We start from the raw sequence: 12,623 nt of genomic DNA on the forward strand, positions 1-12,623 counted from the left end.
TGGCAAGGCTCTTCAGACCTGGCTGAATATCAGGATGACAGGCAGGGCGAAAGGGGGCAGATTAATGGCCAGTCGATTTGGGGCCCTCTGCTATGACTATCCTGTTTGGCTGTTCCGTAGATGCCACGCCAGTGTTTTCCAAGAGTCGCGCACGTGCCGTGAGCGCTTATGAGCCGTTTGGCTTCACGCTGAGAGTGCAGGCAGCGTCCCGTTACAAGGGGGAATACTGTGAGCCCAAGGCTGGTGTATATGCCTTGGGGTCCGGATATCGGGCTTACCACCCGGAACTCTTACGCTTTTTAAGCCCTGATGGCTTATCGCCGTTCACCATCCTGAACAGCTACTGCTTTTGTAACAATGATCCGATCAATATGTCCGACCCTTCGGGGCAGGCGCCTGTTTCTTCGCTTGCCAAGGCAGCGATGAAAGTGAGCGCGCGCCGTCGCTTGGGAGTCTTCCGGCTCAAAGTGGCTGCGCAAGATAGCAGAGCCCGTAGAGGGTTTAATGTCAAGCCCGAGGAGAACATCCGCTCGCGGGCTATCAACTTGCTACATGGCTATCTCCGCCGCAAGCACCCGGAGGTCAAGGATCTTGATCGTCTGGAGGTGGAGGCTCTGCATCTTGAGCGTCTTGTGTATAGGACAACCTCACCAAGGCCCCAAGATGTTCGAAGGCTGTATGAAAAGTTTGTTCATACAATAAATGAGGTCAAGTCGGATTCCATTTTGAGGTATGAATACATGAAGCCTTTGGAGCAAATCTACGTTGCCCGTCAATACTCGCTTCGTAGACGCGATACTGCATTGTTCGAGGAGTTCACCCGGGCATGATCAGTGCAGTGGCAATGTGACAAGAGCCTTATCCCAGCTGGGCAGGCGCTCTCAATGGTGGTCTCAACGCCCTTCGCTCATCCACCGCTCAAACGTAACAAACCCTTCCCGCGCTGCATTGGCCGCCGCTTCGATGTCCGCGGGCGCGGTGACATCCCGAGCCAGATGGGCCAGAAAGCCTTTCCACATGAGGCCGGTATCGGCCGCGTAGCCGTGCAGCCAGCGCAGCGGCATAGGCGCCAGCTGAGGCGACAGGCGTTTATAGAGGTAGGCGCCGCCCAGGGTTGCGCCTTCGCACACGTAGGCCAGGCCGTACGCTTCGGCGAGGCTGGCAGGGCGGGGCGCGTAGGGGCACTCCGGGTGCTGTGTGTCGCCGCCCAGGTCTTCGGCCAGCCAGGCGCTCTTCTGTGCCCTGGCCGCAGGTGCGAATTCAGCGGGCCACGGTAAATCACCGGCATACAGATGGCGCTCAACCGGGCGCATCCAGCCGATCACCCGAGCGGCATATATAAGGTAGTCGGCGCCCGTGAAGCCTGGCGAACTCAGCGGCGAGGCAGCGTCGAGCGCGGCATGCAGGTCGCGGGTAGCCTCTCGCAGCGCGGCGAGGGCGGGGGAGGTATCCGAGGCGATGATGGTGCTCTCCGGGAACGGGCGAATGCCCAGAGGATAACAGCCTCGCAGGCGCCGGCATACCGCTGCGCGGAAGGGCCCGAAGGCTCTGGCTGGGGCTGCTCGCCAGCGGTTTTGGGACGCTGTGTTTCAGGTGGTGCGGGTGGGGTGACTTCTGCCAGTCGAGTGACTAGAATGCTTGCCCTTGATCTGGGGTCGGGAATCGCCGGCTATCGTCTGTGCAACGAGGAATATCCATGCAAGTTTCTGTTGAAAACACTTCGGCGCTCGAACGCCGCATGACCATCGGCGTGCCTGCCGAGCGCATCGAGACCGAAGTCAACAAGCGTCTGCAACAGACTGCCCGTCGGGCAAAAGTGCCGGGCTTCCGCCCTGGCAAGGTGCCCATGAGCGTGATTCGCCAGCGCTACGAAGCCGCAGCGCGTCAGGAAGCCCTCGGCGACCTGATCCAGGCGACCTTCTACGAAGCCGTGGTAGAGCAGAAGCTCAACCCTGCTGGCCAGCCTTCGGTAGAGCCGAAAGTCTTCGAAAAGGGCAAGGACCTCGAATACGTCGCCACTTTCGAAGTATTCCCTGAGTTCACCGTTGCCGGTTTCGAAAGCATCAACGTCGAGCGCCAAAGCGCCGAAGTGAACGACGCCGACGTCGACAACATGCTGGACATCCTGCGCAAGCAGAACGTTCGCTACGAAACCGTCGAGCGTGAAGCGCAGAACGAAGACCAACTGAACATCGACTTCGTCGGCAAGATCGACGGCGAAGCCTTCTCCGGCGGTTCGGCCACCGGCACTCAGCTGGTGCTGGGCTCCGGCCGCATGATCCCGGGCTTCGAAGATGGCCTGGTGGGCGCCAAGGCCGGCGAAGAGCGCGTATTGAACGTGGCCTTCCCCGAGGACTACCAGAACCTGGACCTGGCCGGCAAGGCCGCCGAGTTCACCGTCAAGGTCAACAGCGTTTCCGCCCCCACCTTGCCTGAGCTGACCAACGAGTTCTTCGCCCAGTTCGGCATCAAGGAAGGCGGCATCGACGGCTTCCGCACCGAAGTTCGCAAGAACATGGAGCGCGAGCTGCGCCAGGCGATCAAGGCCAAGGTGAAGAACCAGGTCATGGACGGTTTGCTGGCCAGCAACCCGATCGAAGCGCCGAAGGCCCTGCTGTCCAACGAAATCGACCGTCTGCGCGTGCAGGCCGTTCAGCAGTTCGGCGGCAACATCAAGCCGGACCAACTGCCCGCCGAGCTGTTCGAAGAGCAAGCCCGCCGTCGCGTGGTGCTCGGCCTGATCGTGGCTGAAGTGGTCAAGCAGTTCGAACTCAAGCCGGACGACGCCCGCGTGCGTGAGCTGATCCAGGAAATGGCATCGGCCTACCAGGAGCCGGAGCAGGTAGTCAGCTGGTACTACAAGAACGACCAGCAGATGAACGAAGTCCGTTCGGTTGTGCTCGAAGAACAAGTTGTGGATACTGTTCTGCAGAAAGCTAGTGTGACTGACAAAGCGGTCTCTTACGAAGAAGCGGTAAAACCGGCCCAGGCGGCGCCTGAAGCCGCGTAAATCGGCCCAGCTTCGGAATAACCATAAGCCAGCCTTCGCGCTGGCTTATGCGTATCTAAGGCATGACTAATTGGGAGTGAGTGCAGGCATGTCCCGCAATTCTTATATTCAGAGCTCTGACATCCAGGCCGCTGGTGGCCTGGTCCCGATGGTTATCGAGCAGTCCGCGCGTGGCGAGCGCGCCTACGACATCTACTCACGCCTCCTCAAGGAGCGGGTGATTTTCCTGATCGGGCCGGTCGAAGACTACATGGCCAACCTGGTGGCAGCGCAATTGCTGTTCCTGGAAGCCGAAAACCCGGACAAGGACATTCACCTTTACATCAACTCACCCGGCGGCTCGGTAACGGCTGGCATGTCGATCTACGACACCATGCAGTTCATCAAGCCGGACGTATCCACCATCTGCATCGGTCAAGCGTGCAGCATGGGTGCGTTTCTGCTGGCTGGCGGTGCGAAGGGCAAGCGTTACTGCCTGCCCAACTCCCGCATGATGATTCACCAGCCGTTGGGCGGCTTCCAGGGCCAGGCGTCGGACATCGACATCCATGCCCGGGAAATCCTGTCCATCCGTGCCCGTTTGAACGAATTGCTGGCCTATCACACCGGCCAAAGCATTGAAACCATCGAGCAGGACACCAACCGCGACAACTTCATGAGCGCCCCGCGCGCGGCCGAGTACGGTCTCGTTGACTCGGTTCTCGACAAGCGGCAAATGCCCGCGTAATAGGCGTGAATCCTGTGTGGCGGGGCGTTCCCGCCATTCGCGGGCTTGAAAAAGCCCGCAATTGCCTTCATCTTGTGTTTCAAGCCTACAGGATTGGATAGATCGAATGACTGACACCCGCAACGGCGAGGACAACGGCAAACTGCTCTATTGCTCCTTCTGCGGCAAAAGCCAGCATGAAGTACGCAAATTGATTGCCGGCCCCTCGGTCTTCATCTGTGACGAGTGCGTCGACCTGTGCAACGACATCATCCGCGAGGAGGTGCAAGAAGCACAGGCAGAGAGCAGCTCTCACAAGTTGCCGTCGCCCAAGGAAATCAGCGGCATTCTCGACCAGTACGTCATTGGTCAGCAGCGTGCCAAGAAGGTCCTGGCGGTCGCGGTGTACAACCACTACAAGCGGTTGAACCAGCGCGACAAGAAAAACGACGACGTCGAGCTCGGCAAGAGCAACATTCTGCTGATCGGGCCCACCGGCTCGGGCAAAACCCTGCTTGCCGAAACCCTGGCTCGCCTGCTCAACGTTCCCTTCACCATCGCCGACGCCACCACGCTGACCGAAGCTGGCTATGTGGGTGAAGACGTCGAGAACATTATTCAGAAACTGTTGCAGAAGTGCGACTACGATGTGGAAAAGGCCCAGATGGGCATTGTCTACATCGACGAAATCGACAAGATTTCCCGCAAGTCGGACAACCCCTCCATCACCCGTGACGTGTCGGGTGAGGGTGTGCAGCAGGCATTGCTCAAGTTGATCGAGGGCACCGTGGCCTCGGTACCGCCGCAGGGCGGGCGCAAGCATCCCCAGCAGGAATTCCTGCAGGTGGACACTCGCAACATCCTCTTCATCTGCGGCGGTGCGTTCTCCGGGCTTGAAAAAGTCATCCAGAACCGCTCCACCAAAGGCGGCATCGGCTTCAACGCCGAGGTTCGCAGCCGTGAAGAAGGCAAGAAGGTTGGCGAGTCCCTGCGTGAAGTAGAGCCGGATGACCTCGTGAAGTTTGGCCTGATTCCCGAGTTCGTAGGTCGCCTGCCGGTGCTGGCGACGCTCGACGAACTCGACGAAGCGGCGCTTGTTCAAATCCTCACCGAACCGAAGAACGCGTTGTCCAAGCAATACGGCAAGCTGTTCGAAATGGAAGGCGTGGACCTCGAGTTCCGTGCCGATGCGCTCAAGTCCGTGGCCCGCAAGGCCCTGGAGCGCAAGACCGGTGCCCGTGGCCTGCGGTCGATCCTCGAAGGCGTGTTGCTCGACACCATGTATGAAATTCCTTCCCAGAAGGATGTCAGCAAGGTGGTAATCGACGAAAGCGTGATCGACGGTACGTCCAAGCCGCTGTTGATCTACGAGAACAGCGAGCCGCCTGCCAAGGCAGCACCCGATGCGTGATTCGCGCATTGCCGGCTTTTTGGGCTGAGCGATAGCAGAAAGGGCCTTCGGGCCCTTTTTTTGTCCGAGTCCGATGCTTGTTTTTTCCCGAGGCTACCCCCAGATTAGCCTCAGGCTTATTTTCATCTGTGAGCGGCTCTGCGCCGCTGAAGAGGCGAAACCATGAAGACGACCATCGAATTGCCTCTCCTGCCATTGCGTGATGTGGTGGTCTATCCGCATATGGTGATCCCACTGTTCGTGGGACGCGAGAAATCCATCGAAGCCCTCGAGGCCGCGATGTCGGGCGAGAAGCAGATCCTTCTGCTGGCCCAGCGCAATCCCGGGGATGACGATCCGGGCGAAGATGCCCTTTATCGAACCGGTACCGTAGCCACCGTATTGCAGCTGCTCAAGTTGCCCGATGGCACCGTGAAGGTGCTGGTGGAAGGTGAGCAGCGCGGCACTGTCGAGAAATTCCTCGAGGTTGACGGGCACGTGCGCGCCCAAGTCAGCCTGATCGAGGAAAGCGCAGCGCCGGATCGCGAAGCCGAAGTGTTCGTGCGCAGCCTCCTGTCGCAGTTCGAGCAATATGTACAGCTGGGCAAAAAGGTCCCGGCTGAAGTGCTGTCTTCGCTCAACAGCATCGACGAGCCCGGGCGCCTGGTAGATACCATGGCCGCGCACATGGCGCTGAAGATCGAACAGAAACAGGAAATCCTCGAGATCATCGAGCTGTCGGCCCGCGTAGAACGCGTGCTGGCTCTGCTGGATGCCGAAATCGACCTCCTGCAGGTCGAGAAACGCATCCGTGGCCGCGTGAAAAAACAAATGGAACGCAGCCAGCGCGAGTACTACCTCAACGAGCAGATGAAAGCCATCCAGAAGGAGCTTGGCGACGGTGAGGAAGGCCATAACGAAGTCGAGGAGCTGAAGAAGCGCATCGAGGCTGCAGGGCTCCCCAGGGACGCCATGGCCAAGGCGACCGCCGAACTCAACAAGCTCAAGCAGATGTCGCCGATGTCTGCCGAGGCCACCGTGGTGCGGTCTTACATCGACTGGCTTGCCCAAGTGCCGTGGAAAGCCCAAAGCAAGGTGCGCCTGGACCTCGCCCGCGCCGAGCAGATCCTCGATGCCGATCATTACGGCCTTGAGGAAGTGAAAGAACGGATCCTCGAATACCTTGCCGTGCAAAAGCGTGTGAAGAAAATTCGCGGCCCGGTACTGTGCCTGGTGGGCCCGCCCGGGGTGGGCAAAACCTCTCTGGCAGAATCCATCGCCAATGCCACCAACCGCAAGTTTGTGCGGATGGCCCTGGGCGGGGTGCGGGACGAAGCGGAAATCCGCGGCCACCGCCGGACCTACATCGGCTCCATGCCCGGCCGGCTTATCCAGAAGATGACCAAGGTGGGCGTGCGCAACCCGCTCTTCCTGCTCGACGAAATCGACAAGATGGGCAGCGACATGCGTGGGGACCCCGCTTCGGCATTGCTCGAAGTGCTGGATCCGGAGCAGAACCACAGCTTCAACGACCATTACCTGGAAGTGGATTACGACCTTTCCGACGTGATGTTCCTGTGTACCTCCAACTCGATGAACATCCCGCCAGCGCTGCTGGACCGCATGGAAGTCATCCGGCTGCCCGGCTACACCGAAGACGAGAAGATCAACATCGCTACCCGGTACCTCACGCCCAAGCAGGTAACTGCCAACGGCCTGAAGAAAACCGAACTGGAAATCGACAACCAGGCGATCCGCGACATCATCCGCTACTACACCCGTGAAGCGGGTGTGCGCAGCCTGGAGCGGCAAATTGCCAAGATCTGCCGCAAGGTGGTCAAGGAACACGCTCAGGCCAAAAACGTGGCCGTGAAGGTGACGCCCGAGTCGCTTGAGCACCTGCTGGGTGTACGCAAGTTCCGTTACGGGCTCGCGGAGCAGCAAGACCAGATCGGCCAGGTCACGGGGCTTGCCTGGACCCAGGTGGGTGGCGAGCTGCTGACCATCGAAGCGGCAGTGGTGCCTGGCAAGGGCCACCTGATCAAGACCGGCTCGCTGGGCGATGTGATGGGTGAATCCATCACCGCGGCGCTTACCGTGGTGCGCAGCCGGGCGAAAAGCCTGGGTATCGCGCTCGATTTCCACGAGAAGCGCGACACGCACATCCACATGCCTGAAGGCGCCACGCCCAAGGATGGTCCAAGCGCGGGTATTGGCATGTGCACCGCAGTCGTGTCGGCGCTTACACAGATCCCGGTGAGGGCTGATGTGGCAATGACAGGGGAGATTACCCTGCGCGGCCAGGTACTGGCGATTGGCGGGCTGAAGGAAAAACTGCTCGCCGCGCACCGCGGGGGAATCAAGACGGTGATCATTCCTGAGGAAAACGTGCGTGACCTCAAGGAAATTCCTGACAACATCAAGCAGGATCTGCAAATCAAGCCTGTCAAATGGATTGACGAGGTCCTTCAAATTGCGCTGCAATACGCGCCGGAGCCCTTGCCCGACGTGGCTCCCGAGATAGTTGCAAAGGATGACAAGCGCGACGCTGACGCGAAGGAAAGGGTCAGCACGCACTAGGCAGGCCATTTGCACGGGAAAGCTCCCGGACAGAATTTCAGAGCCGCCTTGAAAAGCGGCTCGTTTTGTCGGCAGCGTGTCCGGCAACACACAGTATTCAAAAAAAATATCCAGAAATAACTCAAGATAGAGATAAGGGGACTTAGAGTGAACAAGTCGGAACTGATCGATGCCGTCGCTGCATCCGCTGATATCCCGAAAGCCGTTGCAGGTCGCGCGCTGGACGCTGTGATCGAATCCGTTACCGGCGCGCTGAAAAGTGGCGACTCCGTTGTGCTGGTCGGTTTCGGTACCTTCCAGGTCAAGGAGCGCGCGGAGCGCACCGGTCGTAACCCGCAGTCGGGCGCAGCGATCACGATCGCCGCAGCCAAGATCCCGGGCTTCAAGCCTGGCAAAGGCCTGAAAGACGCGGTCAACTGATCACCGAGCGGGCGCGACCGGCCACGGTGGCCAAGGTCGTCCGGCTCCGGTGGCGCTGTTCGGCAAGTGACGAGAAGGCGCATCCTCGGATGCGCCTTTTTCATATCGGTTCTGGGCGGTCGGAGATGTAACTGGCCGTTGCTGGGGGAAGCATGCTTCAAAACATCAGGGACAATTCACAGGGGTGGATTGCCAAGACAATCATCGGCGTTATTGTCGTGCTGATGGCCTTGACGGGTTTCGACGCGATCTTCCGCGCCACCAGTCATAGCCAGGACGCCGCCAAGGTAAACGGCGATACCATTACCCAGGCCGAGCTTGGCCAGGCGGTCGAGATGCAGCGCCGCCAGCTCATGCAGCAACTGGGGCGCGAATTCGACCCGTCCCTGCTCGACGACAAGATGCTGCGCGAGGCCGCCCTCAAGGGCCTGATCGACCGCAAGTTGCTGCTGCAGGGCGCGCACGATGCGGGCTTCGTATTCACCGACGCCGCAGTGGATCAAGTGATCCTGCAGATGCCGGAGTTCCAGCAGGACGGCGCCTTCAGCGCCGAACGCTTCGACCAGTTCATTCGCCAGCTGAGCCTCTCGCGGATGCAGTTCCGTCAGATGCTCGCCGAGGAAATGCTGATCAGCCAGCTGCGCGTCGGCCTGGCGGGCAGCAGCTTTGTGACCGAAGACGAAGTAGCAGCCTATGCGCGCCTGAACAAGCAAACCCGCGACTTCGCCAGCCTGACCTTCAAGGCCGATCCGTCGGCGATCAAGGTCAGTGACGAGGACGTCAAAACCTACTACGGTGCCCATGCCAAAGAGTTCATGAGCCCGGATCAGGTGGTGATCGACTACATCGAGCTGAAGAAGTCTGCCTACTTCGATCAGGTGAAGGTCAGCGATGCCGACCTGCAGGCTCAGTACCAGAAAGAGATTTCGAACCTCGCCGAGCAACGCCGTGCGGCTCACATTCTCGTGGAAGTGAACGACAAGGTAACCGACGAGCAGGCCAAGGCCCGCATCACTGAAATCCAGCAGCGCCTGGAGAAGGGTGAGGACTTCGCCAAGGTCGCCAAGGAAACCTCCCAGGACCCGGGCTCTGCCGCCAATGGTGGCGACCTGGGCTATGCCGGCAAGGGCGTGTACGACGAGGCCTTCGAAACCGCCCTGTACAGCCTCAAGGCGGATCAGGTGTCGGCGCCGGTGCGTACCCAGTTCGGCTATCACCTGATCAAGCTGCTGGGCGTGGAAGCGCCTCAGGTGCCTACCTTCGCCAGCCTGAAGGACAAGCTCACCCGCGAACTGAAAACCTCGCAGGTCGAGCAGCGTTACGTGGAAGCGAGCAAGAAGCTCGAAGACGCCGCTTTCGAAGCTTCCGACCTGGCACAGCCCGCGCAGGACCTGGGCCTTACCGTGCAAACGTCCGAACCGTTCGGCCGTGACGGCGGCGCCCAGGGCATCACCGCCAACCGTGCCGTGATCCAGGCTGCGTTCAGCAAGGAAGTGTTGGAGGAGGGCGCCAACAGCAGCGCCATCGAGCTGGATCCGGACACCACCGTGGTAATTCATGCCAAGGAGCACCGCAAGCCCGCTCAGCTGGCCCTGGAAGCGGTTGCCGAGCCAATTCGCAAGGAGCTGGCCCGCGAGCGTGCCGCAGAGGCGGTGAAAGCCAAGGGTGAAGCGCTGCTCGCAGACCTTCGCAGCGGCAAGGCTGCCCCGACCGCGCCACAGAATGGCCAGGCCTGGAAAACCGTGGAAGCCGCCAGCCGTACCCAAGAAGGTTTCGACGCTGCCGTATTGAATGCGGTATTCCAGATGCCCAAGCCTACCGAAAAGGGTAAGCCAACCTTCGCCAGCGTTGCATTGCGCGATGGAAGCCTCGTGGTACTGCGCCTTAACGGGGTAAACGAAGGCGCGATGCCTACGGATCAGGAGAAGGCCTCCTATCGCCAGGCGCTGGCTTCGCGTCAAGGCCAGATAGACTTCGCCGCGTTCCGCAAGCAGCTTCAGGAAAAAGCCGAGGTGAAGCGCTACTGATAGCGCCCGCCCACAAAAAAGGCCGCAGATCGCGGCCTTTTTTGTGGGCGGGATAAACCAACCGATTACTCGGTGAGGTCACCCATGGCCGTGGTGTTGAAACCACCGTCCACGTACATGATCTCGCCGCTTACGCCAGAGGCCAGGTCCGAGCACAGGAAGGCGCCGGCGTTGCCGACTTCTTCGATGGTCACGTTGCGGCGCAGTGGGGTTTGCGCTTCGTTGGCGTCCAGCATCTTGCGGAAGTTCTTGATGCCCGAGGCCGCCAGGGTGCGGATCGGGCCGGCCGAAATGGCGTTCACGCGGATGCCTTCCGCGCCCAGGCTGCGGGCCAGGTAACGTACGCCGGCTTCCAGGCTGGCCTTGGCCATGCCCATCACGTTGTAGTTGGGCATGGTGCGCTCGGCGCCCAGGTAAGACAGGGTGAGCAGGCTGCCATTGCGGCCCTGCATCAGCTCGCGGCCAGCCTTGGCCAAGGCCACGAAGCTGTAGGCGCTGATGTCGTGGGCAATGCGGAAGCCCTCACGGGTGGTAGCGCTGGTGAAGTCACCATCGAGCTGGTCACCCGGCGCGAAACCGACCGAGTGAACGATGCAGTCCAGGCCGTCCCACTTCTGCGCCAGCGCTTCGAACACCTTGGCGATTTCGTCGTCGTTGGCCACGTCGCACGGGAAGCACAGCTCGGGGCCCGAGCCCCAGCCACTGGCGAATTCTTCGACACGACCCTTGAGTTTGTCGTTCTGATAGGTGAAAGCCAGCTCCGCACCTTCGCGATGCATCGCTGCGGCGATACCGGATGCGATGGACAATTTGCTCGCAACACCGACGATCAGTACGCGCTTACCGGCGAGAAAACCCATGTGTTCGTTCCTCTTCTAATTAATCGACAGCGACCGGGGCCATGAAGGCAGCTTCCAGTAGCTGTTGTGTATAGGGGTGTTGCGGCGCGGCGAATATGGCCGCTGCCTCCCCTTGTTCTACGACCTGGCCCTGCTTCATGACCACCAGTTGATGGCTCAGGGCCTTGACCACGGCCAGGTCATGGCTGATGAACAGGTATGTCAGGCCATGCCTGGCCTGCAACGATCGCAACAGTTCCACCACCTGCCGTTGCACGGTTCGGTCCAGCGCGGAGGTAGGCTCGTCCAGCACGATCAAGGCCGGCTGCAGCACCAGCGCCCGCGCGATGGCGATTCGTTGCCGCTGGCCCCCGGAGAACTCGTGAGGGTAGCGGTGACGGGTGTCCGGGTCCAGCCCGACCTCCCGCAGCACGGCAACAATAGCCGCCTGCTGCTCCTGCGCCGTGCCGATGCCGTGAATGCGCAGCCCCTCTCCGACAATCTGCCCTACGCTCATGCGCGGGCTGAGGCTGCCAAAGGGGTCCTGAAACACCACCTGCATCTCTCTGCGCAGCGGTCGCACTTCGCCGCGGTCAAGCCCTTGCAGCTCCGTGCCGTGGAAGCGAATGCCTCCTTGGCTCTGGATCAGGCGAAGGATCGCCAGGCCCAGCGTGGACTTGCCCGAGCCGCTTTCTCCCACCACGCCGAGCGTTTGCCCGCGGGGCAACGAAAAACCAATGCCGTCTACTGCCTTGATGTGGTCCGTGGCGCGGCGCAACAGGCCTTTACGCACGGGGAACCACACACGCAGGTCCCTCACTTCGAGCAATGGCTCGGCCGCAGGACTCGCAACCGGCTTGCCGGCGGGTTCGGCAGCAAGCAGTTCACGGGTGTACGGATGCTGCGGCTCGCGAAACAATTGTTCACATGCTGCCTGTTCGACGATGCAACCGCGCTGCATGACACATACGCGGTGGGCAATTCTTCTCACCAGGTTCAAATCATGGCTGATCAACAGCATGGCCATACCCAGACGCGCTTGCAAATCCTTGAGCAGATCGAGGATGCGCAGCTGCACCGTCACATCGAGGGCCGTGGTAGGTTCATCGGCAATCAGCAGCTCGGGTTCGTTGGCCAGGGCCATGGCAATCATCACCCGCTGGCGCTGCCCGCCGGACAGTTCATGAGGCAGCGCGCGCAGGCGCCGGGCAGGCTCGGGAATGCCCACTAGGGCCAGGAGTTCGAGGATGCGCTCGCGGGCTGCGGCGCCGGTCAGCCCCTTGTGCAGGGCGAGCACCTCGGCGATCTGCTTCTCGATGGGCTGCAGCGGGTTGAGCGAGGTCATGGGCTCCTGGAAGATCATGGCGATGCGGTTGCCGCGGATGTCCTGCAGGGTTCGCTCGCTGGCGTGCAGAAGGTCCTGGCCGCCGTAGCGGATTTCCCCGCTGGGGTGGCGGGCGAGCGGATAGGGCAGCAGGCGCAGGATGGAATGCGCCGTCACGGATTTGCCCGAGCCGCTTTCCCCCACCAGCGCCAGGGTTTCGCCCTTGCGGATGTCGAAGCTCACGCCGGCCACGGCGCGCTGTACCTGCTCGTTGCCATGGAACTCCACGGCCAGGTCGCGGATTTCGATCAAGGTATCGGTGGTCAT

Annotated in this window: 10 protein-coding genes; 7 read left to right on the forward strand and 3 right to left on the reverse strand. The window is 60.7% G+C overall.

All coding sequences use genetic code 11. The features are described 5' to 3' along the window. Positions 1 to 92 precede the first annotated feature (92 nt). Complete coding sequence (locus tag AC3Z8Y_RS06645; protein WP_490088976.1) at positions 93 to 830, forward strand: RHS repeat-associated core domain-containing protein; 738 nt, start codon at positions 93 to 95, stop codon at positions 828 to 830. A 63-nt stretch (positions 831 to 893) separates the two neighbouring features. Here the strand turns inward: AC3Z8Y_RS06645 and AC3Z8Y_RS06650 are convergent, their stop codons facing one another. Beyond that, a complete protein-coding gene (locus AC3Z8Y_RS06650) occupies positions 894 to 1,511 on the reverse strand; it encodes a biliverdin-producing heme oxygenase (protein ID WP_490089950.1) in 618 nt (205 codons plus the stop codon). A 185-nt stretch (positions 1,512 to 1,696) separates the two neighbouring features. On the opposite strand from AC3Z8Y_RS06650, the gene tig reads away from it, so the two are divergent. The 6 genes from tig (at position 1,697) to AC3Z8Y_RS06680 (ending at position 10,133) form a co-directional block, all read left to right on the forward strand. Continuing rightward, a complete protein-coding gene (tig, locus tag AC3Z8Y_RS06655) occupies positions 1,697 to 3,010 on the forward strand; it encodes a trigger factor (RefSeq protein ID WP_490088977.1) in 1,314 nt (437 codons plus the stop codon). Positions 3,011 to 3,098: 88 nt separating this feature from the next. Further along, positions 3,099 to 3,737, forward strand: a complete 639-nt coding sequence (clpP, locus tag AC3Z8Y_RS06660) for an ATP-dependent Clp endopeptidase proteolytic subunit ClpP (protein WP_181114818.1) — start codon at positions 3,099 to 3,101, stop codon at positions 3,735 to 3,737. A 106-nt stretch (positions 3,738 to 3,843) separates the two neighbouring features. Next, a complete protein-coding gene (clpX, locus tag AC3Z8Y_RS06665) occupies positions 3,844 to 5,127 on the forward strand; it encodes an ATP-dependent Clp protease ATP-binding subunit ClpX (protein ID WP_181114816.1) in 1,284 nt (427 codons plus the stop codon). A 162-nt stretch (positions 5,128 to 5,289) separates the two neighbouring features. Then, positions 5,290 to 7,686, forward strand: coding sequence for an endopeptidase La (lon, locus tag AC3Z8Y_RS06670; protein WP_490088978.1), 2,397 nt, complete (start codon positions 5,290 to 5,292; stop codon positions 7,684 to 7,686). Positions 7,687 to 7,833: 147 nt separating this feature from the next. After that, positions 7,834 to 8,106 (forward strand): HU family DNA-binding protein, encoded by a 273-nt coding sequence (locus AC3Z8Y_RS06675; protein WP_490088979.1) that lies wholly within the window; start codon positions 7,834 to 7,836, stop codon positions 8,104 to 8,106. Between the two features lie 152 nt (positions 8,107 to 8,258). After that, on the forward strand, positions 8,259 to 10,133 hold the full coding sequence (locus AC3Z8Y_RS06680) for a SurA N-terminal domain-containing protein (RefSeq protein ID WP_490088980.1): 1,875 nt from the start codon (positions 8,259 to 8,261) through the stop codon (positions 10,131 to 10,133). Positions 10,134 to 10,198: 65 nt separating this feature from the next. Here the strand turns inward: AC3Z8Y_RS06680 and fabI are convergent, their stop codons facing one another. After that, a complete protein-coding gene (gene fabI / locus AC3Z8Y_RS06685) occupies positions 10,199 to 10,993 on the reverse strand; it encodes an enoyl-ACP reductase FabI (protein WP_181114807.1) in 795 nt (264 codons plus the stop codon). Positions 10,994 to 11,012: 19 nt separating this feature from the next. Next, positions 11,013 to 12,623 (reverse strand): ABC transporter ATP-binding protein, encoded by a 1,611-nt coding sequence (locus tag AC3Z8Y_RS06690; RefSeq protein WP_490088981.1) that lies wholly within the window; start codon positions 12,621 to 12,623, stop codon positions 11,013 to 11,015.

This window comes from Pseudomonas sp. 3MAES_34.3B (genome assembly GCF_058145875.1).

Bases quoted from the DNA above. Each gene is read 5' to 3' on its own strand.
- AC3Z8Y_RS06680 (WP_490088980.1), top strand. From the start codon at position 8,259: ATGCTTCAAAACATCAGGGACAATTCACAGGGGTGGATTGCCAAGACA.
- tig (WP_490088977.1), top strand. From the start codon at position 1,697: ATGCAAGTTTCTGTTGAAAACACTTCGGCGCTCGAACGCCGCATGACC.
- AC3Z8Y_RS06645 (WP_490088976.1), top strand. From the start codon at position 93: ATGACTATCCTGTTTGGCTGTTCCGTAGATGCCACGCCAGTGTTTTCC.
- clpX (WP_181114816.1), top strand. From the start codon at position 3,844: ATGACTGACACCCGCAACGGCGAGGACAACGGCAAACTGCTCTATTGC.
- clpP (WP_181114818.1), top strand. From the start codon at position 3,099: ATGTCCCGCAATTCTTATATTCAGAGCTCTGACATCCAGGCCGCTGGT.
- AC3Z8Y_RS06690 (WP_490088981.1), bottom strand. From the start codon at position 12,623: ATGACCACCGATACCTTGATCGAAATCCGCGACCTGGCCGTGGAGTTC.
- fabI (WP_181114807.1), bottom strand. From the start codon at position 10,993: ATGGGTTTTCTCGCCGGTAAGCGCGTACTGATCGTCGGTGTTGCGAGC.
- lon (WP_490088978.1), top strand. From the start codon at position 5,290: ATGAAGACGACCATCGAATTGCCTCTCCTGCCATTGCGTGATGTGGTG.